The organism is Nitrospira sp. Kam-Ns4a, assembly GCF_965152595.1.
This window is the reverse complement of sequence record NZ_OZ224218.1, coordinates 1,620,293-1,644,631: the sequence shown is the minus strand read 5'-3', so window position 1 is coordinate 1,644,631 and position 24,339 is coordinate 1,620,293. Positions and strand designations below refer to the sequence as shown.

The window sequence follows — 24,339 nt, the reverse complement described above, 5'->3', positions numbered from 1 at the left end:
CTCGCCACGGCTTGGCTCACGGCTCCCGGCCGGGCGGCGTCATCCGCTGGCGCTGCGCCTGGATGATCTGCCAGGCCTCGGCCGCGGTCTCGGCATAGTGGAACAGCTCGAGGTCCTCCGGGCTGATCAGGCCGTCCGCGACGAGCACCGGCCAGTCGATGAGCCGGTCCCAAAAGGCGCGCCCCACGAGCACGATGACCAGGTCCGACACCTTGCGAGTCTGGAGCAGGGTCAGCGCCTCGAAGACCTCGTCGAGCGTGCCAAAGCCACCAGGAAAGGCAACGAGGGCCTTCGCCCGAAGCAGAAAGTGCATCTTCCGGAGCGCGAAGTAGCGGAACTGGAAGCAGAGGCTGGGCGACACGTAGGGGTTGGGGCGCTGCTCCTGGGGCAGGGTGATGTTGAACCCGATGGTCTTCGCTCCAACGTCCGCCGCGCCGCGGTTCGCCGCCTCCATGATGCCGGGCCCGCCACCGGTGACGATGACGTAGTCGCACCGGCCGTCCATCTGGCAGGTGGCCGACACGAGGCGCCCGAACTCGCGCGCCTCGTCGTAGTAGCGGGCCAGCTCGAGCCGCCGCCGCGCGACCGCGGCGGCGCGGCGCGCCTGGGGGTCATCGGGCCGGCCGGCCAGTTCGGCTTCCGCCCGGGCCAGCGCCGCCCGGGCCGCGGCCGGCTCGGTGAGCCGCGCGCTCCCGAACACGACGATCGTCGAGCGGATCCCCTCCTCCTGCTGAATCAACTCCGGCTTCAGCAGCTCGAGCTGGAGGCGGACCGGGCGGAGCGCGTCGCGCGCCAGAAATTCCAGGTCCTGGTCCGCGCGGCGATAGGACGGGGCCTGCAGCAATGCCCGCTGCCGGGCCTCAAGATCCTGCCCGGGATCGCTCACGGCACGCCTCCCCTTGCGAAGGGCCAGGGTTTGTAGCGAGACGAGTCGGCGTGGCGGGCAAAAGCCTGCTCCAGGGCGACCCAGTCCGAGTCGAAGCGGACCTGGAACACGTCGGTCCCCAGCCCTCCGCCCGCGAGGATCATGTCCGGGGTGACGGGGAGAAAGAACCGGGCGGGCCAGCCCAGGTTGAGCCGCGAGTACTTCACGTCGCGGAAATGGTACCGGGCGACCATCCCGTCCCCGACGGCCTCGATCTCGTGCGGCGGTCCCAGCCTGGTCACGATCTCCCTCAGCGTTGTCCGCCCCGGCTCGATGAAGCTCACGTCCTCCGGCTTGATCTGATCGTTCATGGACAGCCGGACGAAGCTGGCGAACCCGCAGCCCGCGAGGGAGAGCCCAAGCACGGGCACCAGGACCAGCATGGGGAGCGTCCGCCACCCGGCGGCGCGGTCACTCGCCGAACGGCCACCACTGGAACTCCATCCGATCCGTGCGCTTGCCGAACACCACCTCATCCACCACACCCTGCTGGTTGAACATGACGTACAGGTCGTCGCTCCTGATGTTGAAGCGGCTGAAGTTCACGAGGATCAAGAGTAGGCTGCTGGCTTTCAGGTCGTAGCGGTAGTACTGGAAGATCTCCCGCCCATTGGCCGCCACGATGCGATCCGGCGCCCCCAGCTTCGCCACGACCTGGGCCCGCGTGGTCTCGCCCCTGCGGATCGCCGCCACGGCCTCGTCACTGAACGCATCGCCCACGTTTCCCCGGCTGAACGCGCAGCCGGTCACGACGCCGAGGCCGAGGCTCAGCGTCAGGCCCAGTGCCGCCAGCCTCGCTTGGTTCCCCGTTTGTCTCCTCATCCGGTACCTCTTTCCCTTCCCCATCGCACCGGCCGCCGGCTCATGGATCCACTCGGCGCGCGCCGGTATCCAGCACGAAATCCTCTTCGAACATCACGTAGGACGACCGGCGCAGGCCCACCCGGGTGTAGACCGTCTGCGCGATCCGGTTGTCCCGATCCACGTAGAGGCGGACGCCGCAGACGTCCGGCCGCCGGCGAGCGTCGCGCAGGACCGACTCATGGAGACTCCGGTAGACGCCGCGGCGGCGCCAGTCCGGATGGACGTACACGCTCTGCAGCCACCAGAAGGCGGCGTTGCGCCAGTCGCTCCACTCGGCGGTGATGAGGAGCTGCCCGACCACCCGCCCGCCGCCCTCCTGCACCAGCTCGGCGACGCGATAGAAGCCCCGTCCTGGCGACTCCAGCACCGCGAGGGTCCCAGCCCGCAGTCTCCCGCGATCCAGATACCGGCCCTCCGTCTCCAGCGCCATGGCCGCGTTGAACTCGACCAGGACATCGAGGTCACCCAGACGGGCGTCGCGCACGGTGATCGGGTCAGGCATCGGCGCCACCCCGGTCTGGCCCCTCCGGCGTGCGCCGGGTCAGCCACCCCGCCCGCGGGCGGAAGAGGCCGGCGGAGAACTCCACCTTCATCGCGTCCTCGGGCGACAGGTTCACGGGGATGACCTGTCCCCTGGGGATGAACGCCAGGTAGCCCGTGAATGGATGGATGGCCGTCGGCACGAACACGGTGATGAGCGGGCCCGCTGGGGAGACCTGGAGCGCATCGGGCGCGAGCCCCATCGCGAAGCCCAGCGCCCAGAGCCCGTCGCGCGGGAAGGGGAACACGACCACCGGGCTTCCGCCGAACCGGCTGCGGAAGTTGAACAGGTCCGTCATGCCCTTGAGCGTCACGTAGATGCTGCGCACGAGGGGGATCCGCTCCATGAGCTCATCCGCCGCGCGCAGGATTCGCTGGCCAAGGAGATGAGCGCCGATCGCGCCGGCCGAGAGGATGATCAGCACGAGCATCACGAGCCCCAGCCCCGGGACATCGGACTTGACCGCAAGGCCCGCGAGGTCCGCGATCAACCCGTCGAGGGCTGTGAAGAGGGTCTCCATGATGAGCAGCGTGCCCCAGGCAGGCACGAGGACGAGGAGGCCGGTCAGGAAGTAGCGTCTGAGACGGTGCGGATAGGGCATCGGGGTCCTCCTCCCGGGCGCGGGCCCCAGTCTAGCAGATTCCGCGGCGGCATTCACGGGCGCGGCCACGCGCGTTGACTTGCGGAAATTTCGGGCGCTATAGTGCCCGTCAATCTCTCGCCGCGCCGGCGAGGATCGGAGCGGGCGATCGATGATCCGCGGCATCAAGGGCGTCAAGGACATCCTGCCGGAGGAGATCCCCCGGTGGCAGGCGATCGAAACCGCCGCCCGCCGCCTCTCTCTTCTGTACGGCTTCGAGGAAATACGAATCCCGATCTTCGAGGCGACGGAGCTGTTCGCGCGCAGCATCGGCGCGACGACCGACATCGTCGAGAAGGAGATGTACACCTTCGAGGATCGGGACGGAAAGCTCCTCACGCTGCGGCCCGAGGGAACCGCGGGCGTCGTCCGAGCCTACATTGAGCACAACCTCGCGACAGCCCCTGGCCAGAAATACTTCTACCTCGGTCCCATGTTTCGCCACGAGCGTCCCCAGGCGGGGCGGCTCCGCCAGTTCCATCAGTTCGGGGTCGAGTCGTTCGGGAGTCCGAGCCCCCTCGCCGATGTCGAGGTGATGGCTCTCCTCTGGCGCTTCCTGAGCGATCTGGGGCTGCCCGGGCTTGCCTTCGAGGTCAACAGTCTTGGAACTCCCGAGGACCGAGCCGGCTATCGGTCGCTCCTGGTCGGGTTCCTTACCGACCGCCGGAGCCGGTTGTGCGCGAACTGCCAGCGGCGGATGGACACCAATCCCCTGCGGGTCCTTGATTGCAAGAACCCCGGGTGCCGGGCGGCGACGGCGGACGCGCCGCTGCTGACCAACCACCTCGGGGAGGCCTCGCGGCGGCACCACCGCGAGGTGCTCGAAGGGCTCGCCGGCCTCGGGATTCCAGTCGTCGAGAACCCACGCCTGGTGCGAGGCCTCGACTACTACACGCTCACGGCCTTCGAGGTTACGTCCACCCAGTTGGGCGCCCAGAACGCGGTCGGGGCCGGAGGCCGGTACGACGGGCTCGTCGAAGCCCTCGGGGGACCTCCAACTCCAGGGGTCGGGTTCGCAGTGGGTCTCGAGCGCGTCGCGCTGATGCTGCCCGAGGCGTCTGTCCCGCCACGACCTCGCCTCGTGTATGTCGCGGGATTCGGCGATCAGGGCCGCCCGGCCGCGTTGCGGCTGCTCTACATGCTCCGCGAGGCTGGAGTGCGGGCGGACATGCACTACCGCGCGTCTACGCTCAAGGCCCACCTCCGCCAGGCGGATCGCCTGGGTGCCTCCTATGCCCTCATCGTGGGGGACGACGAGGTCGCCAAAGGGATGGTTCTCCTCCGTGATATGCACAGCAAGAAGCAGGAGGAGCGCCCGCTTTTCGAACCTCCCACCTCCCTCCGCGCCCGCCTCAGCGAGCCCCCAGCGGAGCCCGATTTTTTTGTTTGACATTCCTCCCCAAAAAAGAGTAAATAGCTTGAAATTTCAATAACTTTTTAATAACCCTATCCTGTGGATTTCCATGGAGAAAAAGAAACTTGGCGTCCTGCTCTCCACCCCTCCGTCCCATCCAAACATCATCACTGTGGCTAATCTCTGTCAGGAAGCTCTGCGTGCCAATGTGGATGTCTACCTGTACCTCATTGACGAGGGCGTGAAAAACCTGCGCGACAGTCGGCTGACCCGGCTGTCCTCCGATGGAGCGAAGCTCTTCGTCTGCGCGTATGGCTGTCAGCAACATTCGGTTTCGACGGAGGGCCTTCCGGAGGAGATCAGCCTCTGCGGTCTTGTCGTCCTCTCGAACATGATCACTGGATGCGACCGCTTTATCGCCTTTAACTAGGTAGAGCCTGTCAGGAAACCTATGGCCCTGAGCATCGTCCTCGTCATTCGCGCCGATCCCCGCAAGACACACCGTGCCGTCGAGGCGCTGCGCATCGCGCTGGGACTGGGGGCGGGGGATAACCCGCTCACGGTCGTGCTGCTGGATCACGCTCCGCTCCTCCTTGCCGAGGACATCGATGAAGTGCAGGATGCGGACATCCTCGAGAAATATCGCCCCTCGCTCCAGCAACTCCAGATTCCCTTTCTCGTTCCGACAGGCGCGCTGGCTCAGTACGGTCTCGATCGCGCTTTTGCCATCAGGGAGGCCTCGCTTCCCGAACTTGCGACCTTTGTCGGAAAGGCCGATCGTGTCCTGGTGTTTTGACGAGGAAACCGCCTCGGGACTCTCGTTATGCGCACGCGACTCTATCTCCTGACAAAGGCCTCGCCGGACCTTGCCCAGATGCTCCTTCCTCGCCCCGTACCAGCGGACGAACGAACCCAGGTGATTCTCCTCCAGGATGCCGTGCATCTCGACCCCCAGCAGCTTCCTGCATCGGAAGTCTATGTCCTGAGCGAGGATGCGGTTGCGCGTCACGTGTCACCACCTGCTTCGAGCTTGTCTTACGGCGAGATGCTGACGATGATTTTTGGCGCAGATGTGGTCGTGGCGCTGTAGCGTCATGCGCCGATGCCAGAGGTCCTCTCCGAACAGGATCCTATGGAGAAAGAAGATCCGGAGCAGTAGGAGCAATCGTAAGCCCTGTGAACGGTGGGAATTGGAACGAACGGCAGGACACTAAAGGGCAAGGAGAAGTCGTGCAGCGGATGGATTTCCTGGGGGTAAAGCCCCAGTCCGCCTCCGCAAGCATGGGGAAGAGGGGGCGCGGGTGGTGTGCGGAAGGCCCCTTTAAGACCATGTGGCTGGCCTTATACAAGAAAGTATTTTATAATTCAATTAGTTAGAAGATTGATCCGGGTGGGAGCTGGTGCTGATCTGGGGATAGTCCCTTCACGCGGCTAGTTATCAACAGCTGTTTATAAAGTTGTGTATAACTGGAGGTGCTCGCTCATGGAGGCCCAAGTCCTCTGGGACCAGGCCCTGGCGTACATTAGCGCGAAGGTACCGAGACAGGTGTTCGAGACGTGGTTTGTCCCAGCCCGTCTCGAAGCAATTGACGACACTATCGCACGGATTGAGGTGCCGAACAAGTTCTTCGGCGAGTGGCTGGCGCAGCACTACGGGCCGCTGCTCGCCGAGGCGCTCGCCGAGGCGCGGGGTGGCCCCCGGGTTCCGGTGACCTTTGTCACTGGAGGGAGGGGATCGGTGCAGGGGAGGTGATCGGGGAGCAGGCCGCAGGCGGGAGGGGGACAGGCGCGCCCCGTCCGCGCAGAGGAGCCAACCTGAATCCCCGCTACTCCTTCAGGACCTTCGTCGTCGGCGCGAGCAACCAATTCGCGCACGCCGCCAGTCTCGCGGTCGCCGAGCGCCCAGCCCAGGCCTATAATCCCCTGTTCATCTACGGCGGCGTGGGACTCGGGAAGACCCACCTCCTGAACGCGATCGGCAACCACGTCGCGGAGCGCTCCGACCTGCGGATCGCGTACGTGACGACCGAGCAGTTCACCAACGAGGTCATCAACTCGATCCGCTACGACAAGATGATTGACCTGCGGAAGCGGTACCGCAACATAGACATGCTCCTCATTGACGACGTGCAGTTCCTCGCCGGGAAGGAGCGGACCCAGGAGGAGTTCTTCCACACGTTCAACACGCTCTACGAGGCGCGCAAACAGATCGTGCTCTCGAGCGACCGGTTCCCGAAGGAGATGCCGGACATCGAAGAGCGCCTCCGCTCGCGGTTTGAATGGGGCCTCATCGCGGATCTTCAGCCCCCGGACGTCGAAACGCGCATCGCGATCCTGCGGAAGAAGTCCGAAGACGAGGGGGTCGCGCTCCCTGACGATGTGATCCTGTTCCTCGCCGAGAACATGAAGCACAACATCCGCGAGCTGGAGGGGTCCCTCGTCCGCCTCGGCGCCTATTCCTCCCTGACCGGGCATCCCATCACGTTGGAGATGGCCAAGAACGTGCTCCGGGACATCATCGGCGAGAAGAAGAAGATCATCACGATGACCGACATCGAGGAAGCCGTCGCCGAGCGGTTCCACGTCAGGACCTCCGACTTGAAGTCGCGGCGGCGCAGCAAGACGCTGGTGCACCCCCGGCAGATCGCCATGTACCTCTGCCGCGAGCTGACGGACGCCTCCTTCCCCGAGATCGGGCGCCACTTCGGCGGCAAGGACCACACGACGATCATCCACGCGTGCAAGCAGATCGCGAAGGCCAAGGAAGCGGACGCGGGCCTCCGGGCCACGCTCGACAGCCTGAAGGCACAAATCACCAAGGGGTAGGACCCACCGCAGAGGGAGAGCCCAATGAAGCTACGAATCGCACGGGACGAGCTATTGACCGGGCTGCAGCGAGTGCAGGGGGTGGTCGAGAAGCGGAACACCATGCCGATCCTGTCGAACATCCTTCTCGAAGCCAAGCCGGAGGGCGTGGACATCCTCGCCACGGACCTCGAGATCGGGATGCGCGGGCTCTATAAGGCGATCGTCGAGGAGCCGGGTTCGATCACGCTCGCGGCGCGGAAGCTCTACGAAATCCTCAAGGAACTGCCGGACGGCGAGATCGGCCTCACCGTGGACGAGAACAACTGGGCGACCATCGTCGCGGGCAAAAGCCAGTTCAAGATCGTCGGGCTCCCCAGTGCCGACTATCCGGCCATGCCGGCGATCGAGCGGGAGGGGCTCACCCCGGTGGAAGGAGCGGGGCTGGCGGACCTTATCCGGAAGACCCTCTTCGCCGTGGGCGACAATGACGCCCGGTACATCCTGAACGGCCTCCTCGTCACGATCATCCTGGCCGAGAAGAAGACGACCCTGCGGCTGGTCGGCACCGACGGCCATCGGCTCGCGCTCGCGGAGCAGGACGTCGCCGCCCCGCCGGCGAAGGACGGGCCGCGGGAGATCAAGGCCATCGTGCCCAAGAAGGCGGCCCAGGAAATGCGCCGGCTGCTCGAAGAGGGGGACGGCGAGCCGCTGCTTGGCTTCACGAAAAACCTGATGATCTTCCGGAAGAGCGGCCTGCTGCTGACCTCGCGGCTCATGGAGGGAAATTACCCAAACTACCAGCAGGTCATCCCGAAGGACCGGGATCCGGACAAGCGGGCGACGGTGGCGCGGGGCGAGTTCGAGGGGGCGCTCCGGCGGGTCTCGATCCTCTCGCGGGACAAGACGAACGCGGTCAAGATGACGCTCGCGCGTGGCCGGATGACCCTCTTCTCGAGTAACCCCGACTTCGGCGAGGCGACCGAAGAGCTCGCCGCGCAGTACCATGGCGAGCCGCTGACCACCGGCTTCAACGCCCGCTATCTGCTGGATGTGCTGGGCATCATGGACGGCGACGCGGTGTCCCTGCAGATGGAGAACCCGCTGAGCCCCTGCCTCATCCGGGAGCCGGGAAACGCGGGCTTCACCTGCGTCGTCATGCCAGTCAAGGTGTGACGACGCAGGGACGAGGGACGCGGCGCGGTGGGTTGAGGAGGCTGATGGTGACGAAAGAACCTGACGGCAAAGCCGGGGAAGCTGTCGAGCCCGACGCAGCCAGGGGGCCGGCGAGGTCCGACAGCTACAGCCCGGACCAGATCAAGGTCCTGGAGGGGCTCGAAGCCGTCCGCAAGCGGCCGGCCATGTACATCGGAAGCACCGGCCCCGATGGCCTGCATCACCTCGTCTACGAGGTCGTGGACAACAGCGTGGACGAGCACATGGCCGGCTTTGGCAACACGATCGAGGTCACGCTCCAGATTGACGGGAGCGTCACGGTCGTGGACAACGGGCGCGGCATCCCCACGGGCATGCACCCGACGCAGAAGAAGTCCGCGGCCGAGGTGGCCCTCACCATGCTCCACGCGGGCGGGAAGTTCGAGCAGGGCGCCTACACCGTGTCCGGCGGCCTCCACGGGGTCGGCATCTCGGTCGTGAACGCGCTCTCGGAGTGGCTGGAGCTGGAGATCTGGCAGGACGGGCAGGTCTTCGAGCAGCGCTACGAGCGGGGCAAGCCCACGGCGCCGCTGAAGGTGACGGGCAAGACCCGCAAGCGGGGCACCAAGGTCACCTTCAAGCCGGACCCGCAGATTTTCGAGACCACCGAGTTCAGCTTCGACGTGCTCGCCCAGCGCCTCCGGGAGCTGGCCTTCCTCAACAAGGGCCTCGCGATCACGCTCAAGGACATGGTCCACGAAAAGGAGCAGGTCTTTTGCTACAAGGGCGGCATCGTGTCCTTCGTCGAGCACCTGAACGAAGCCAAGACGCCGCTCCACAAGCCGATCTTCATCGAGGTCCGCAAGGAGGATCTGATCCTAGAGGTCGCCCTCCAGTACAACGACGGCTACGCGGAGAACCTCTATTCCTTCGCCAACAACATCAACACGCGTGAGGGCGGCACTCATCTCGTCGGGTTCAAGGCCGCGCTCACCCGGACGATCAACGCCTACGCGAACGCGAACGACCTGCTCAAGAAGGACGCGGAGTCGCTCACGGGCGACGACGTGCGCGAGGGCCTCACCGCGGTCGTGAGCGTGAAGCTCCGGAACCCGCAGTTCGAGGGGCAGACCAAAGCGAAGCTCGGGAACAGCGAGGTCAAGGGGATCGTCGAGGCCGCGGTCAACGAGGCGCTCGGGACCTACTTCGAGGAGAACCCGCCCGTCACCCGCAAGATCGTCGCGAAGGCGGTCGAGGCCGCGCGGGCACGCGAGGCTGCGCGGAAAGCCAAGGAGCTGATCCGCCGCAAGAGCGCCCTGGACGGCAGCTCGCTCCCGGGCAAGCTGGCCGACTGCTCGGAGCGGGATCCGGCGCACAGCGAGCTGTTCATCGTGGAGGGCGACTCGGCCGGCGGCTCCGCCAAGCAGGGGCGCGACCGGCGCTTCCAGGCGATCCTGCCGCTCAAGGGCAAGATCCTGAACGTCGAGAAGGCGCGCTTCGACAAGATGCTCTCGAGCGAGGAGATCCGGACGCTCATCATGGCGCTGGGTACCGGCATCGGGCGCAAGCGGGAGGACCGGGAGGAGGGCGACAAGGCGAAGGACGACAAGGAGAGCTTCGACCTCGCCAAGGCCCGGTACCACAAGATCATCCTGATGACCGACGCGGACGTGGACGGGAGCCACATCCGCACGCTGCTCCTCACGTTCTTCTACCGGCAGATGGTCGAGCTGATCGAGAAGGGCTACATTTACATCGCCCAGCCGCCCCTGTTCAAAGTGAAGAAAGGCAAGACCGAGCGGTACTTGAAGGACGAGAACGCGCTGAACGACTACCTCGCGGATCTCGCGGTCGAGGAGGTCGAGCTGTACCTCGAGAGCGCGCAGGGCTACGTGACGGGCCGGCGGCTGTTGCCGATCCTCAAAAAGCTGATCGCCTTCGAGGGGCTGCTCGCGCGGTTCGGGAAGATGCAATACGAGACGGGCATCCTGCGCGCGTTCGTGGACGAACCGACATTGGACCGCGACCTGCTCAAGAACGCCGCGGCCCTCAAGAAGGTCGTGGCCAGCGCCAAGAAGGCGCTCGCCGTCGCCTACCCGAAAGCGACCCTGTCGCTCGACATCGAGGAGGACGAGGAGCACCGGTCCAACAAGATCGTCTGCCGGGTGCAGAACAACGGGATCGTGCACACCCTGGAGGTGACGCACGAGTTGGTCGGGTCGGCGGAGTTCCGGGAGATGCAGAAATATGCACCTTCGTCCATCGGGCTGGGCCGCGCGCCGTACAAGCTGAAGGCGAAGGGGGCGGAGACGGAGCACGCCGGGAGCGCTGAGCTCGTCCGCGCGATCCTGGAAGTCGGCAAACAGGGGCTGACGATCCAGCGGTACAAGGGCCTCGGCGAGATGAACCCCGAGCAGCTCTGGGAGACGACGATGAACCCGGAGACCCGCACGCTGCTCCAGGTTAAGCTCGAGGACATGACCGGGGTGGACGAGATCTTCTCGATCCTCATGGGCGACGAAGTGGAGCCGCGGCGGGAGTTCATCCAGGCGCACGCCAGGGAAGTGCGCAATCTCGACGTGTAGCGACTCATAGCCAACAGCGAGCAGCTAGTGGCTCCGAGCTATTCCCTATCAGCGATGTGCTGCTAGCCAGGGAGAAGAGATGCCGGTTGACGAACGCCTGAGCCAGATCGCCATCGAGGACGAGATGCGCTCCTCGTACCTGGATTACGCCATGAGCGTGATCGTGGGGCGGGCGCTGCCGGACGTGCGGGACGGCCTCAAGCCGGTCCACCGCCGGATCCTCTATGGCATGAATGAGATGGGGCTGGCCTTCAACCGGCCCTACCGCAAGTCCGCCAAGATCGTCGGCGAGATCATGGGGAACTACCATCCCCACGGCGACTCGGCGATCTACGACACGCTCGTCCGGATGGCGCAGGACTTCAACATGCGCTACCCGCTCGTGGACGGGCAGGGGAACTACGGCTCGCTCGACGGCGACCCGCCGGCCGCCATGCGGTACACCGAGGCCCGGCTGACGAAGCTCGCCGGGGAGATGCTGGCGGACATTGACAAGGACACGGTGGACTTCGGCCCGAACTATGACGAGTCCACGCGCGAGCCGCTCGTGCTGCCGGCCAAGGTCCCCAACCTGCTGATCAACGGCGCCGGCGGGATCGCGGTCGGCTACGCAACGAACATCCCCACGCACAACCTCGCCGAGGTGATTGACGGGCTCATCAAGCTCATCGACGAGCCCGACGTCACGATCGCCGAGCTGATGACGCTGATCCCCGGCCCCGACTTTCCGACCGCCGGGTTCATCTACGGCAAGCAAGGGATCAAGGACGCCTACGAGACCGGTCGCGGGCTGCTCACGCTGCGCGCCAGGGTGGGGATCGAGACCGATCCGCGGACAGACCGGGCGAGCCTGGTCGTCACCGAGATCCCCTACCAGGTGAACAAGGCCAAGCTCCTCGAGAAGATCGCGGAACTGATTCAGGAGCGGCGGATCGAGGGCATTGCGGACCTCCGGGACGAATCAGATCGGGAAGGGGTGCGGATCGTGATCGAGCTCAAGAAGGGCGAGATCCCGATGGTCATCCTCAACCAGCTCTACAAGCATACGCAGCTCCAGACGACCTTCGGGGTCATTATGCTGGCGCTCGTCCACAACCGGCCGGAGGTCCTGAACCTCAAGCAGATCCTCCAGGCCTTCGTCGAGCACCGGCGCGAGGTCGTGGTGCGCCGGACGGCCTTCGAGCTGCGCAAGGCGGAGGAGCGCGCCCATATCCTTGAGGGGCTCAAGGTCGCGCTGGATCACCTGGACGCGGTGATCCAGCTCATCCGCCGCGCGGCCTCGCCGGACGAGGCCAGAGTGGGGCTCGTCCGCCAGTTCCGGCTCACCGAGATCCAGGCCAACGCGATCCTGGACATGAAGCTGCAGCGGCTGACCCAGCTCGAGCGGAACAAGCTGGTCGAGGAGTACCAGGAGACGCTCAAGCGGATGGAGTACCTGCGGTCGGTGCTGGCGAGCGAGGCGCTGGTCCGCAAGATCATCAAGGACGAGCTGCTGGCGATCAAGCAGGAGTACCAGGACGAGCGACGGACGCAGATCGTGCCCGAAGAGGCAGAGATCAGCATCGAGGACCTGATTGCCGAAGAGGAAGTGGTCGTCACCATCTCCCACGCCGGTTACATCAAGCGCAACCCGGTATCCCTCTACCGGGCGCAGCGCCGCGGCGGCAAGGGCAAGATCGGCATGGGGATCAAGGACGAGGACTTTGTCGAGACGCTGTTCACGGCGTCCACGCACGACTACCTGCTGTTCTTCACGGACGCCGGCAAGGTGTACTGGCTGAAGGTGCACGAGATTCCCGAGGCGGGGCGGGCAGCCAAGGGCAAGGCGCTGGTCAACCTGCTCGCGCTCGCGAGCGACGAGAAGGTCACTGCCACGTTGCCGGTCAAGGAGTTCCGGGAGGACCGCTACGTGGTCATGGCGACCCGCAAGGGGGTGATCAAGAAGACCGAGCTGTCGGCCTTCAGCAACCCGCGTCAGGGTGGGATCATCGCGATCACGCTCGAGGAGGGGGACAAGCTGGTCGGAGCGGAGATCACCGACGGGCAGCGGGAGATCCTGCTGGGCACGCGACAGGGAATCGTGATCCGGTTCAAGGAGGACGAGGTCCGGGCGATGGGCCGCACTGCCCAGGGCGTGCGCGGCATCACGCTGGAGGAAGGGAACGAGGTGATCGGCATGGAGACGATCACCCCGGACTCCACGACGACGATCCTCACGATCACCGAGGGTGGCTACGGCAAGCGCACCCCGGTCACTGAGTACCGCGTCCAGGGCCGCGGCGGGAAGGGCATCATCAGCGTGAAGACCACGGAGAAGAACGGCCTCGCGGTCGGGTTCCTCCAGGTGCGCGACGACGACGAGATCATGATCATGGCGGCGAAGGGCAAGGTGCTGCGCTGCCGCGTGGACGACATCCGCGAGGCCAGCCGGAACACCCAGGGGGTCCGCATCCTGGACCTGGACGAGCCGGATGACCGCGTAGTCGCGGTCGCCCGGCTGGCCGAAAGCTCGGAGCGGGACGAGGGCGCCGCCGAGAACGGCGACGGCGCTGGACCGGATGGCGACAGCGGGTAACCGAGTCACGCACGACGCCTGGGCGGAGCCGGAGATGCTGCATCGGTACCTGGCGGGAGAGCCGGGGGTCAAGGAGGCCTTTGAGAAGAAGGGACCGATCGCTGGTCCCGGGACGACCGCGGCCCCAGCGCCTTCGCCATCAGGGCCGTCAGCCGCGTCCGCAGCTCGGGGTCTGTGACGGCCGCGGCGCGCGCCTCCGCCTCGGCCAGGGCCTCTGGCGTCAGCCCGGCCTCCTCGGCGCCGCCCTCGGATGCGGCTGGTGCCTTCGGTAGTTCGACTTGCTCGACCTCTCCTACTCGCAACACGAGATCGGTCACGACCGGGCTGCCGGCGGTCGCGTTGACCTTCTCGATCAGGGCTGGCTTAAGGAACGTCAGGTGCTGCAGCCAGGCCGAGCTGTCCGCGAGTAGATAGAGCTTCCTGTAGCGGATCTGGTCGGGGCGCGTGTGCGCGGCGATGACTTCGCCGGCGATCTCCGGCCAGCACCGGCGGAGCCGCCGTTCGAGCAGCTTGGTTTCGATCCCGTACCGGTGCACGAGGTCCTGGAGGATAGACGTGACCGAATGGAAGAACGATCCGCAGCGCATAGGCGGGATGGTAAGCGGGCGGCCGAGGGAGGTCAAGGAGGAATCGGCGGGCGACGACGGGCGGGCAGCTCCGGGTTCTCCATTCTCAACCATTTGTGCCGACGCACCCTACCACTGCTCATTAGTCATACCATGGGCGAATTCTTCCACCGAGTTCACCTGAAAGGTGAGGTCCACACTGGAATAATTGTCGTCGGACTTGTTGGCTGGATAGGTAAGCCAGCGGACGTACATCGAGTTCGTGATTGCAAGTTTATCCATATCATTCTTTTGGGCTCCGGCTAGTTGCGCTGGATCGAGCTTCTGCGATTCAAGGGATTCAAGGCCGATGGTCATTTCCACGGGAGAGAGCTTCGACATCCATACCTCGATTTTACCGGCTACTGCGGTTTGCCTCAGAGCCGTCAAAGCGGCAGCGCTCGATCCAGAATACCTACGTCGGTCAAGCTTATGGATATGATCAAGGACTGAATAGTCCAGGAAAAGGACCAGTCTAGGTAACCGAGGGCCGACCGTCATCGAAGAAGAGTCAGGTCCTGTCAAAGATTGGGAAGTCAAGCCTTGCAGTCCTCTCTCTCTGCGGAGACGCCTAGCCGGACTTGGCCGGTGTTCGCTTCTGCTCCGGCAAGGCCGAGATGACGGATCACAGGAGCGCGTTGACTGATTCGGACGAGCGAAACACCGCGGCGACGTCGGGGTCGGGGACGACCGCGACCGTGCCGCCCTTGAACCGACCCGCGAAGCGGTTCGGCCGCGCCTTTCGGTAATCGAATCGGTATTCGCAGCGCATGGCCTCGATCTCCCCGCCGGCGCTTTTACGATGAGACACTCTCTTCATGAATGGCTTACGAAAGCCGCTGACGCCATTTGTCGGGATCGCGAGAAGCGTGAAACACACCGTAGACGGTTACCGTGTTCCCAACATGCTCGTAGAGGACGGCATACGGAAAGCGACGGACCAAGCCCCGGCGATCGTGGATGACAGCGTACAACTCTGGGGTACGGCAGATTGCTTCAATACAAGCATCAACACAACTCAAAAACTCTTCACCCAAACCGCTGCGCTGACCTTCATACCAGCCGTAAGCCTCCGCGAGGTCTTGCTCAGCCTCCGGCGCAAGGACCAACTCAGCGGCCATAGCGGCGGCGGACTCTTCGCTTGACTTCTTCCCACGAGAGTCCAGAGGCCGGATGATTCATGAGGTTCGTCTTTCTCTCGGCGAGTGCTTGCTTCTGCCAGTCGTGAACTGGTACCGCTTCGGGCGTCGCCGCAAGGTCGTCCCACAGATCTTCCACGAGCTGGAGTTTTTCCGCCGGACTCAGATCAAAGATCGAAGGACTCGTCGGGTCCATCTGATGCTCTCCCGCAGGGTGTTCAAGCAAGGTCAATCATCCTAGTATCTGGGCCAAAACTCCCTATAACTATCCGCTCTTGTGCAAGTCGTGTCAAGCGCGCCCATGCGCCTGAATGGGCCTCCGTGCTATAGTGGCGGCTGATGGCACGGGAGCAGGAACGAGACCGTGGCGAAAAGGTCGTCGCGACGAACCGGAAGGCGTTCCACGACTACCACATCGAGGAGAAGCTGGAGGCCGGGATCGCACTCACGGGCACGGAGGTCAAGGCGCTCCGGGCCGGGCAGGCGAACCTCCGGGACAGCTACGCCGCCGTGGAGCACGGTGAGGTCGTCTTGCACCACTGCCACATCAGCCCCTACAGCCACGGGAACATCATGAACCACGACCCCACCAGGCCCCGCAGGCTTCTGCTGCACCGGAAAGAGATCAACAAGCTGCTCGGCAAGACCCAGCACAAAGGGCTCACGCTCGTGCCGCTCCGGATCTATTTCAGCCCGAGAGGCCTCGCCAAGGTCGAGCTGGCCCTCGCACGCGGGAAGAAGCAGTACGACCGGCGGGCGGCGATCAAGGACCGGGAAGCGGGGCGCGAGATCGAGCGGGAGATGAAAGGCGGACGGCGGGGGCAGTGAGCGGGGATGCGCCCACCCGGCCGACGGCCTGGCGCGGAGTGGTAAACGTCGAGCGCCCGCGGTATCATGAGGATGAACTCGCCAACCAAAGGGGGTGACAGGCTTCGACGGGGATCAAGAGGTCAACGGGGCATGCCGAGCTCTCGGGGACTCGTAAAACCTCCGGGAAACAAGCAACTGCCAACCACGAGCTGGCACTCGCGGCGTAAACGACCGCGACGTCCCTCCGCCTGAGGCCTGCGGGGGCGGAAGGGGCGCGATGCAGCAGGCTGGTCCAAGGCTGGTGCTCAGCGGCTGAGGACGAGACGACACTGGGCTAGCCACCGTTCTAAGCCGGCCGATGGGCGTGGGCGGTGGCGAACCCCAAACGATCGGCTACGCATGTAGAACCGTTGCGCCGAAGGTCTTCGGACCCGGGTTCAATTCCCGGCACCTCCACCAACTGCGATGATCAGCTCGGCCCCTGGCGGCTTGTGGCCGCCAGGGGCCGTGTGTTTAGGCCAGGCGCAGCCACAGGTACGCGCCGGAGATCGTGAGTGTCGCGAGCGTGACCGGCACGCCGACGCGCGCGTGCCGGCGCCAGTCAATGCGGATCCCCCGCCGCTCGGCCGCGTCCACCACGATGATGTTCGCGATGCTGCCGACGATCAGCAGGTTGCCCGCGAGCGTGCTGGCCAGCGCCAGCAGCGTCCCGGCCAAGGGATGCGTCGCCACCGGTAGGAGGAGCATCACCGCCGGCACGTTGGACACGACATTGCTCAAGAGAAACGTCGCCAGGAAGAGCGTCCCTGGCTGCTCGAGCTGCAGGCCGGCCTCCGCCAGCGCCCGCACGGTCTCGGCCATCAGGCCGGTTCGTACGAACGCGTGGTTGACCACGAAGAGGCCGATGAACAGTACCAGCAGCTCCCAGTCCACGAGCCCGAGCATGTGGCGCGAATGGAGCCGGCGGCTGAGCAGGAGGATGCCGGCGCCCGCCAGGGCCGCCAGCTCGCGCGGCCAGGCCGTGGCGAGAAAGACCGCCACGAGCACGGCCGCCACGGTCAAGCCCTTCGTCGTCTGCCAGCGGTCGAAGGGCGCGGCCCCTTCCTGCCGCCGCTCAGACGCGGGCGGGGTGGCCTGCAGCGAGGCCGGGCACCCCCAGCGGCCCCGGACCTGGGCCACGATCAGCGCCCACGTCACCGCCAGCCCCAACAGCACCGGCAGCGCCGCGTCGCGCAGGTAGCCGCCGAAGGAGAGCCGCAGGGACTCGCCGATCAGCATGTTCTGCGGGTTGCCGATCAGCGTGAGCGCCGAGCCGATGTTGGCCGCGCAGGCGAGCGCGAGCAGATAGGGCACCGGATCCAGCCGTCGCTTGAGGCAGGCATCCACGAGCACCGGCGCCATCGCAAGACACACGATGTCGTTGCTGAAGACGGCGGAAAGGGTCCCGGCCGTCAGGATCAGGACGCCGAGCAGGCGCGCGGGCGCGAGCGGTAGGGCGGCGAGCCGGAGGGTGACGAACGTGTAGAAGCCGCCCAGGCGCAGTTGGGCCGACAGCACCATGAAGGCGAAGAGCAGGAGCAGGGTCGGCGCATGGATCGCGCGGCCCGCTTCCTCCAAGCCCACGTCGCCTGTCGCCACCAGCGCGATCGCCCCCAGCACGGCCACGCCGGTGCGGTCGAGCTGGAAGAACGGCAGGCCCCCGAGGATCATCCCGAGGTAGACGAGGGTGAAGACGATGACGACGGTGGTGGTCACGCGCGCTGACCTTGTACCGCCATCCCGCCCCAGCCGTCAAGGAAGGGGATCCTGGCCGCACCCGGGCCGCCCGCCGCGCGTGGCCGGTCGGTGCTGGGGCGCGGCGGTCTCGCTCGGCCAGCGAGGCCGGGCGAGGAGAAGCCCGCGGCGGCCTACCGGACCAGGTCGCCGACGGCGGCCTTGGACTTCCAGTACAGGCCCCGCAGATGGAAGACCTCGTCGGGGCCGGCGGTCGAGGTGAGCCAGAGCTGCTTGCCCGCCAGGTCGCGGTACTGCGGCTTGGCGGGGAAGGCGATCAGCAGCATGCCCTCGTTCAAGTGGGCGAGCACGGTCCCGGTCGCCGATGTGGCCTCTTCCGGTTGTTGGATGATCCGGGCCTGGAGGTCCGGGTCCTTGCGCTCGGCCCACAGGAGGCCGGTGGGGCTGGTGGGCTGAAAGACGAAGCGCTGGGGCTTGATCTGGCCGGGCGCGAACAGCGGGAGGTACAGCTCCAGGGTGCCGTTGTCGAGGTAGGCCACGGCGCCGGTGCCGGCCGGGGATTCGTAGCCGGATGGCCCGGCCAGGGGGTAGGTGTAGGTGACCTTGGCCGGGATGATCGCGGTTCCCGAGCAGCCGGCCAGCCAGACGCTCAGCAGCACCCACGCGCATCGCTTCATCGTCGCCCTCCTTATCCCCTCGCCCCTGCCCCTCCGCACCCGCGGCTAGGCGGTCAGGCACTTGTCCACCAGCTCTCGCGCCAACACCGAGTTCGTCCAGTATTTGACGTGCGAGTAGAAGGGCAGCTCGTGCGTGTCAATCCGCTGATCGGTGACCGAGGTATAGCCGCGCTTGCGGAGCGGGTTCCAGAACGTCACGAGGTCATCGGTGTCGTAGAAGTTGACCCAGTCGAGCTCCGCGAACTCCGGCCGGTCCCGGTCCGGGTAGAAGAGCCCGATCGGGCTGCCCGCGGACACGAACCCGCCGACGTGCGCCCGCCCGTTGTCGAAGTCTTCGCGGATGATGTCCAGCAGGATGACCGAGCCCAGGCTATGGCCGAACAGGATCGGCGGGGGACCGGCTCGGAGCGGGTCGAGTGCCTCGCGCACCTTGGCCCGGATACGTGGCCCGTACAGGTCCGAGAAATAGAAGACGATGTCCAGGATCGCGCTCACGGCCTTCTCCACGAACCCGCCCTTGCCCGCGATGAGCGAGGGGAGCGGGGTCTGGAAGGCTTCCTCCTGGGAGTCGAGCTGAAAATCCGTGCGCTGCCCAATGAGCTTGAACAGGTCGAAGACTGCGGCGGCGTAGTTCCCCTGGAGGATATCCGCGATGACGCCGGCGCCCGCGATGAGGGCCTGCTCGTCCCGTTCCACCACGTCCGACCAGAGCACTTCGTGGAACCGGAAGTTCACGGTCGGGGCTTGGTTCCGCATCAGATCCTGTGTGGGACGGGAATAGCCCTTGATCTCGTAGTCCCGCTGCCACTGGACGCCGTGGACGCAGATCAGATCCCGGGGTGCGTCAATCAGCCCGACCGCCGCCCGGGGCGGCGGCGCAACGGCCGGGGCGGGCGGCGCCGGAGCGGCCGGGATCGCCGCAACCGGCTGCCTGGCCGGCGCGCCCTTCGCGCGCGGGCGGCCGCGCTGGTCCGTCTTGGCCTTCTTGGAAGTCTTTCTGGGCATCTGCCTCCCCCCGATGACAGGGGCTTCCTCAGGCCGGGCTTTCTTTTATCCTACGAATTCTCTACCATAGCAGGTTATGGCGGAGAAGAAAGCAAAAAAAGCTCCCGCGCCGGGCGCCAAGCGGCGGCGGAAGCCGGCCGGGCAGGCTATCGGGTTGGCCGCGACCGAGCTGCAGGCGGCTGCGCCGCCGGGCGAGGTCGCCGAGCTGCACCGGGCGATCGAAGGCGACAGCGGGAAGGTGCTCGCGGTCTATCGGGAGCCCTTCGGTGGCCGGTGGGTGCTGCTCGCCGCGCTCCCCATCGAGCTGGTCGAGCCGACTCCCTACCAGCGCACCCTCTCGGACACCCACGTGCGGAAGCTGGAGGCGGTGATCGGCAAGCTGGGCCGGTTCCTGGACCCGATCATCGCGGTGCGGGCGCAGCAGCCGCGGGACAGCGGGGCCAAGTACTGGACCCCCAACGGGCATCACCGCCTCTCGGCCATGCGCACGCTCGGGGCGAAGAGCATCACCGCGATCGTCGTCCCCGAGGCGGCCGCCGCCTATCAGATCCTCGCGCTCAACACCGAGAAGGCCCACAACCTCCGCGAGAAGGCGCTGGAGGTGATCCGCATGTACAAGGAGCTGGCGCGTCTCGGCGCCGATGCCCGGGACGCGGCGACGGAGGAGACCTACGCGCTCGAGTTCGAGGAGCCCGCGCTGATCACCCTCGGCCTCTGCTACGAGGAGCGCCCGCGGTTTGGCGGCGGGGCCTACCATCCGATCCTCAAGCGCGTGGACGCGTTTCTCGCGCAGCCGCTCCGGGAGGCGCTGGGCGTCCGCGAGCGGCGCGCGCGGTGCCTCCTCGAGCTGGACGCGGTTGTCACGCAACAGGTCGAGGCCCTCAAGGCGCGGGGCCTGACCAGCCCCTACCTCCGGAACTTCGTGGTCGCGCGGATCAATCCGCTCCGCTTCCGGCCGAAGGAGGCTGCGCCGCTTTCCTACGACGAGGCCCTGAGCCGCATGGTGAAGGCCGCCGCCAAGTTCGACCCCGCCAGGGTGAAGAGCGAAGACCTGGCGGAAGCGGCCGGCCCTCCCGACGAAGCCGAGTGACGGTGCCATGGCACCGGTCCCACGCTGCGTGAGCCAGGAGTGGGTGATCGAGGCCCCGGTCTCGCGGTCTCGCGCACGAGGTGGAGGCTGCGGCCCGGCGAGGCCCGCGAGGTGGCCGTCCCACTGCGGCGGAGGCGTACCGGCTCCAGGCCTGCGGGCGAACGTCGAGCTGCTCCTGCGTCCCGACCCGGCGGCGCCGGGGGCTGGCGCATCCGCCTCGGCCGCCGGTCCGGCTCCGCCGCCGTTGGTGATCAAGCTTGGGCTGCACCACGGGCCCGCCATCGCGATCCACGCCAACGGCCGGCTGGACTACTTCGGGCGGACGGTCAACGTCGCCGCCCGTCGCCGCGTGGACCTGCCTCCTGCCCGGCCTGGCCCGGCCGTTGACATTGTGCCGGGTCCGGCGAGCATAATAGCTATCTGATTGAGCGAGCCGGCGGCCGGCTGGGCTCGCGCCAGGAGGGAAGCATGGGACTCGCGGACAACAAGTGCGTGCCTTGCCGCGGCGGCGTGCCGCCGCTTGCGCCGGCGCGCGTGAACGAGCTGTTGCGGGAGCTGAATCCGGGCTGGTCGGTCAACAAGGACGGGCACCTGGAGCGGCTCTACACGTTCAAGGACTTTGCCGAGGCGCTCGCGTTCGTGAACAAGGTGGGCGCGGTCGCCGAGGAGGAGGGCCACCACCCCGACCTGCACCTGGCCTGGGGCAAGTGCAAGGTCGAGCTGTGGACCCACAAGATCAACGGGCTGACCGAGAGCGACTTCTATATGGCTGCCAAGGCTGACCGGGTGTTTGACGCGATGGTCAAGGTGGCCCGCTGACGGCCGGGTTCGGACGCGACGGGGGCGAGGGAACCGATGGACGGGAGGCAGGGCCGGCCGCCGGTGGCGCTGGTCAACATGCCGTTCGGCTATGCGAAGTACCCGTCCATCCAGTTGGGCACGCTCTCGACCCTGCTGAAAGCACAGGGGATCGGCGTCCGCAGCCACAACCTCAACGTCTTCTTCGCTCACCGGATCGGGGTCGAGCTCTACGAGCTGATCTGCGAGAAGCGGGCGCTCTTCGGCGAGTGGCTCTTCTCCTATCTCCTGTTCCGGGACAGCCCCAAGCACGCCGACTATCCCCGGACGTTCAAGCCGGTCTTCGAAGACCTCGCCCGCCAGAGCGGTTATCCGATCTCGCACTTCGAGGAGATGGCGGCGCGGACCGCGCCACAGTTCCTCACTTGGGCGCTCACGGCGATTGACTGGGGCCAGTACCGGATCGTCGGCTTCACCTCGACCTTCGACCAGAACGTCTCCAGCCTCACGCTGGCCAAGCTCATCAAGGACCTCTATCCGGCGGTCACGATCGTCTTCGGTGGCGCCAACTTCGACGGCGAGATGGGCCTCGAGCACCTCCGCGCCTGGCCCTGGATTGACTTCGTCGTGGTCGGGGAGGGCGAGACCGCCTTCCCGCCGCTCGTCAGGCTCATCCTGGAAGGCCGGGAGGGGCAGGGGGAAGGCTACCCACCGGGCGTGGCCTATCGCCGGGACGGCCGCATCCTATTCCAGCCGAACCCGCACCTGTTCACGGAGTTCGACCGGATGGGCCCGCCGGACTACGACGACTACTTCCGCGACCTGGAGGAGGCTGGCGCGGGCCCGTCCAAGGGCCTGGATCGGATCCTCCTCTACGAGGGCTCGCGCGGCTGCTGGTGGGGCGAAAAGCACCACTGCACGTTCTGCGGGCTGAACGCGCAGAGCATGAAATTCCGCGCCAAGTCGCCCGAGCAGGTGATGCGCGAGCTGGACGCGCTCTCCAGCCGCTACGACACGACCCGGTTCCGGCTCGTGGACAACATCATTGACATGAAGTACGTGGACAACCTGTTCGGGAAGTTCGCGGCCGAGCGGCTGGACCTGGACGTGTTCATCGAGACCAAGAGCAATCTCACCCGGCGGCAGATCCAGACCCTCGCGCAGGGCGGCGTCAAGTGCATGCAACCCGGCATCGAGAGCCTGAGCCAGGCCTCGCTCACCGCGATGGACAAGGGCGTCAGCCCGATGCAGAACATCCAGTGTCTCAAGTGGAGCCTCTACTATCGGATCGACATCTCCTGGAACATTCTGCTCGGCTTTCCGGGGGAAAGCGATGAGGACTACCTCCGGCAGATCCGCCTGCTCCCTGCGCTCTTCCACCTCCAGCCGCCCGAATCGGTCGGCCGGTTCTGGCTCGAGCGGTTCAGCCCCTACTTCATGCGGCCGCACCAGTATGGCATCCGGATCACCGGGCCGGGGCTGGCCTACGAGTACGTCTACGACCCCCGGAAGGTGGACTTGAACAAGATCGCCTACGACTTCGAATACGAGCTGGAGTCGCGGGTGAGCCCCCATCTCTACGAGGAACTGGTCGCCCTCGCCCAGGAATGGCGGCGCCGGCATGCCTCGGACAACCGGCCGTTCCTCTACTACGCCAAGGCGCCGAGCTACGTCACGGTCTTCGAGGGGCGCGCGCCGGACCAGCCGAGCAAGCAGCGGTACGACGGGCTGGCGGCCTTCATCATTGACTACTGCAACGAGGCCCCCAAGAGCCTGGAGCAGATCCAGAGCGCCTGGCAGGCGCGCGAGGGAAGCGGTGGCGCGGGCTCGCCGGAGGAGGCGCTCGCGCTCCTGGTCGAGCGGCGGATCCTCTACGAGGAGAAGGGCAAGTATTTCACCCTGGCCCTTCCGATGAACCCCTACTTCTGACGGAGCCTTCGCTCACTCCGTGCTCTCCCCGGTGGGGACGAGGGCGTCAGTGCGGGGGCCCGATCCGGAGGGACTGGCATGAAGGTCCTGGTGCTGGGGGCGGGCGGGCTCCTGGGCTCCAACCTCGTCCGCGCGCTCCTGGCCAAGGGCGACGAGGTCCGGGCGCTCGTCCGCCCCTCCAGCGCGGCGCGGGGCCGCCCGACCCTGAGCGGCCTCGACCTCGAGCTCATCGAGGGGGACCTCCGCGACGAGGCCTCGCTCTACCGGGCCTGCAACGGCGTCCAGGTCGTCTATCAGGCGGCCAGCTACTACCCCACCGAGACGATCCCTGCCGGGCGCGCTGTCGGCGAGGCGCTGACCGAAACCCGCAATCTGCTGGGCGCCGTCCGGCGTGCAAGCCGCCCGCCCATCGAGCGGCTCGTCTTCACCAGCACGCTCACGACGATCGGGTTCCCGCCGCCTGGCTCCGACGCGCTCGCCGACGAAGACTGCCCCTTCGTCCCGCTCTACCCGAAGAACCCCTACCTGATGGCCAAGGCCGCCATGGAGCGGGAGGTGCTGGAGGCGGCCAAGAACGGGCTGCCAGCCGTCGTCGTCAACCCGACGGTCTTCTTCGGTCCCTACGACAGCCGGCCGACCTCGGGAACCCAGATCCTCCTGATCGCCAAGCGGCTGATGCCGGCCTACGTGGACGGGCCGACGAACGTCATTGACGTACGGGACGTGGCGGCGGGGATGATTCGGGCGGCCGAACGGGGCCGGATCGGCGAGCGGTACATCCTCGGCAACTGGAACACGACGCAGCGAGAGCTGAACCTCCTGATCGCGCGGCTCGCCGGCGTCATGGCGCCGCTGGTGGCCATCCCCTTCGCGCTCGCCCGGCTCGGGTCGGCCGTCGGCGAGCGGCTCTTCCGCGCCGTGCTGCGCCGGCCGGCGCCCGTCCCCGCCTTCTTCGTCGAGGTGCTCCGGCACATGCAGCAGTACGACTGTTCGAAAGCCCTCCGCGAGCTGGACTATCCGCGGAGCCCCATCGAGCCGGCCATCCACGACGCGCTGGCCTGGTTCAAGCAGAACGGATACCTGTGAGGAACGAGGAACTGGGCGCGCC

25 protein-coding genes, 1 other RNA gene and 1 pseudogene are annotated in these 24,339 nt (G+C 66.3%); 14 read left to right on the top strand and 13 right to left on the bottom strand.

Translation table 11 applies throughout. The features are described 5' to 3' along the window. Positions 1-16: 16 nt before the first annotated feature. The 5 genes from ACWHYQ_RS08240 to ACWHYQ_RS08220 are packed head-to-tail and all read right to left on the bottom strand — an operon-like array spanning position 17 to position 2,931. A complete protein-coding gene (locus ACWHYQ_RS08240; RefSeq protein WP_447975211.1) occupies positions 17-886 on the bottom strand; it encodes an LOG family protein in 870 nt (289 codons plus the stop codon). Beyond that, positions 883-1,308, bottom strand: coding sequence for a hypothetical protein (locus ACWHYQ_RS08235; RefSeq protein WP_447975210.1), 426 nt, complete (start codon positions 1,306-1,308; stop codon positions 883-885). Before ACWHYQ_RS08235 ends, ACWHYQ_RS08240 begins: the two co-directional genes overlap by 4 nt. Positions 1,309-1,336: 28 nt before the next feature. Further along, positions 1,337-1,747, bottom strand: coding sequence for a hypothetical protein (locus ACWHYQ_RS08230; RefSeq protein ID WP_447975209.1), 411 nt, complete (start codon positions 1,745-1,747; stop codon positions 1,337-1,339). Positions 1,748-1,787: 40 nt separating this feature from the next. After that, the gene (locus ACWHYQ_RS08225) at positions 1,788-2,291 is read right to left on the bottom strand and encodes an N-acetyltransferase family protein (protein WP_447975208.1); all 504 of its coding nucleotides are present in this window, start codon (positions 2,289-2,291) and stop codon (positions 1,788-1,790) included. Continuing rightward, on the bottom strand, positions 2,284-2,931 hold the full coding sequence (locus ACWHYQ_RS08220) for a DUF502 domain-containing protein (RefSeq protein WP_447975207.1): 648 nt from the start codon (positions 2,929-2,931) through the stop codon (positions 2,284-2,286). Before ACWHYQ_RS08220 ends, ACWHYQ_RS08225 begins: the two co-directional genes overlap by 8 nt. Positions 2,932-3,082: 151 nt before the next feature. Between ACWHYQ_RS08220 and hisS the strand changes: the two genes are divergently transcribed. The 8 genes and pseudogenes from hisS to gyrA all read left to right on the top strand — a co-directional run bounded on the left by hisS (position 3,083) and on the right by gyrA (position 13,444). Next, positions 3,083-4,360 (top strand): histidine--tRNA ligase, encoded by a 1,278-nt coding sequence (hisS, locus tag ACWHYQ_RS08215; protein ID WP_447975206.1) that lies wholly within the window; start codon positions 3,083-3,085, stop codon positions 4,358-4,360. Between the two features lie 73 nt (positions 4,361-4,433). Continuing rightward, positions 4,434-4,754 carry a DsrE family protein gene (locus ACWHYQ_RS08210; RefSeq protein WP_447975205.1) on the top strand — a complete coding sequence of 107 codons (321 nt, stop codon included), beginning with the start codon at positions 4,434-4,436 and terminating at the stop codon, positions 4,752-4,754. Positions 4,755-4,775: 21 nt separating this feature from the next. Then, positions 4,776-5,120, top strand: a complete 345-nt coding sequence (locus tag ACWHYQ_RS08205; RefSeq protein ID WP_447975204.1) for a DsrE family protein — start codon at positions 4,776-4,778, stop codon at positions 5,118-5,120. A 27-nt stretch (positions 5,121-5,147) separates the two neighbouring features. Next, a complete protein-coding gene (locus ACWHYQ_RS08200; RefSeq protein WP_447975203.1) occupies positions 5,148-5,414 on the top strand; it encodes a hypothetical protein in 267 nt (88 codons plus the stop codon). A gap of 393 nt (positions 5,415-5,807) precedes the next feature. Continuing rightward, positions 5,808-7,150 (top strand): annotated as a pseudogene (gene dnaA / locus ACWHYQ_RS08195) (chromosomal replication initiator protein DnaA). A 24-nt stretch (positions 7,151-7,174) separates the two neighbouring features. After that, complete coding sequence (gene dnaN, locus ACWHYQ_RS08190) at positions 7,175-8,305, top strand: DNA polymerase III subunit beta (protein ID WP_447975202.1); 1,131 nt, start codon at positions 7,175-7,177, stop codon at positions 8,303-8,305. Between the two features lie 44 nt (positions 8,306-8,349). Next, positions 8,350-10,869 (top strand): DNA topoisomerase (ATP-hydrolyzing) subunit B, encoded by a 2,520-nt coding sequence (gyrB, locus tag ACWHYQ_RS08185; protein WP_447975201.1) that lies wholly within the window; start codon positions 8,350-8,352, stop codon positions 10,867-10,869. A gap of 79 nt (positions 10,870-10,948) precedes the next feature. Then, positions 10,949-13,444 (top strand): DNA gyrase subunit A, encoded by a 2,496-nt coding sequence (gene gyrA, locus ACWHYQ_RS08180; protein ID WP_447975200.1) that lies wholly within the window; start codon positions 10,949-10,951, stop codon positions 13,442-13,444. A 68-nt stretch (positions 13,445-13,512) separates the two neighbouring features. Here gyrA and ACWHYQ_RS08175 read toward each other — a convergent pair whose 3' ends face one another. From ACWHYQ_RS08175 to ACWHYQ_RS08155, 5 genes are all read right to left on the bottom strand, one after another. Then, on the bottom strand, positions 13,513-14,031 hold the full coding sequence (locus ACWHYQ_RS08175) for a DUF721 domain-containing protein (RefSeq protein ID WP_447975199.1): 519 nt from the start codon (positions 14,029-14,031) through the stop codon (positions 13,513-13,515). A gap of 108 nt (positions 14,032-14,139) precedes the next feature. After that, on the bottom strand, positions 14,140-14,391 hold the full coding sequence (locus tag ACWHYQ_RS08170) for a hypothetical protein (RefSeq protein ID WP_447975198.1): 252 nt from the start codon (positions 14,389-14,391) through the stop codon (positions 14,140-14,142). Between the two features lie 283 nt (positions 14,392-14,674). After that, entirely contained in the window at positions 14,675-14,869 is a 195-nt protein-coding gene (locus tag ACWHYQ_RS08165; RefSeq protein ID WP_447975197.1) for a hypothetical protein, read from the bottom strand. 7 nt (positions 14,870-14,876) lie between these two features. Next, on the bottom strand, positions 14,877-15,170 hold the full coding sequence (locus ACWHYQ_RS08160) for a type II toxin-antitoxin system RelE/ParE family toxin (RefSeq protein WP_447975196.1): 294 nt from the start codon (positions 15,168-15,170) through the stop codon (positions 14,877-14,879). Continuing rightward, positions 15,160-15,384: an addiction module protein gene (locus ACWHYQ_RS08155; protein ID WP_447975195.1), complete on the bottom strand. Its 225-nt coding sequence runs from the start codon at positions 15,382-15,384 to the stop codon at positions 15,160-15,162. The genes ACWHYQ_RS08160 and ACWHYQ_RS08155 overlap by 11 nt, the downstream gene beginning before the upstream one ends. Positions 15,385-15,527: 143 nt before the next feature. On the opposite strand from ACWHYQ_RS08155, the gene smpB reads away from it, so the two are divergent. Further along, complete coding sequence (smpB, locus tag ACWHYQ_RS08150) at positions 15,528-16,016, top strand: SsrA-binding protein SmpB (RefSeq protein WP_447975194.1); 489 nt, start codon at positions 15,528-15,530, stop codon at positions 16,014-16,016. A 90-nt stretch (positions 16,017-16,106) separates the two neighbouring features. Continuing rightward, positions 16,107-16,457: a transfer-messenger RNA gene (gene ssrA, locus ACWHYQ_RS08145) on the top strand. Positions 16,458-16,511: 54 nt separating this feature from the next. On the opposite strand, the gene ACWHYQ_RS08140 is transcribed toward ssrA, so the two are convergent. The 3 genes from ACWHYQ_RS08140 to ACWHYQ_RS08130 form a co-directional block, all read right to left on the bottom strand. Then, a complete protein-coding gene (locus ACWHYQ_RS08140; RefSeq protein WP_447975193.1) occupies positions 16,512-17,753 on the bottom strand; it encodes an anion transporter in 1,242 nt (413 codons plus the stop codon). Positions 17,754-17,905: 152 nt separating this feature from the next. Continuing rightward, positions 17,906-18,409: a hypothetical protein gene (locus ACWHYQ_RS08135; RefSeq protein WP_447975192.1), complete on the bottom strand. Its 504-nt coding sequence runs from the start codon at positions 18,407-18,409 to the stop codon at positions 17,906-17,908. Between the two features lie 45 nt (positions 18,410-18,454). Continuing rightward, complete coding sequence (locus ACWHYQ_RS08130) at positions 18,455-19,414, bottom strand: hypothetical protein (protein WP_447975191.1); 960 nt, start codon at positions 19,412-19,414, stop codon at positions 18,455-18,457. 76 nt (positions 19,415-19,490) lie between these two features. On the opposite strand from ACWHYQ_RS08130, the gene ACWHYQ_RS08125 reads away from it, so the two are divergent. From ACWHYQ_RS08125 to ACWHYQ_RS08110, 4 genes are all read left to right on the top strand, one after another. Continuing rightward, positions 19,491-20,504 (top strand): chromosome partitioning protein ParB, encoded by a 1,014-nt coding sequence (locus ACWHYQ_RS08125; protein ID WP_447975190.1) that lies wholly within the window; start codon positions 19,491-19,493, stop codon positions 20,502-20,504. Positions 20,505-20,972: 468 nt separating this feature from the next. After that, complete coding sequence (locus ACWHYQ_RS08120) at positions 20,973-21,323, top strand: 4a-hydroxytetrahydrobiopterin dehydratase (protein ID WP_447975189.1); 351 nt, start codon at positions 20,973-20,975, stop codon at positions 21,321-21,323. Between the two features lie 36 nt (positions 21,324-21,359). Next, entirely contained in the window at positions 21,360-23,231 is a 1,872-nt protein-coding gene (locus ACWHYQ_RS08115; RefSeq protein ID WP_447975188.1) for a RiPP maturation radical SAM C-methyltransferase, read from the top strand. 78 nt (positions 23,232-23,309) lie between these two features. Continuing rightward, entirely contained in the window at positions 23,310-24,317 is a 1,008-nt protein-coding gene (locus ACWHYQ_RS08110) for an NAD-dependent epimerase/dehydratase family protein (RefSeq protein ID WP_447975187.1), read from the top strand. Positions 24,318-24,339: the final 22 nt, after the last annotated feature.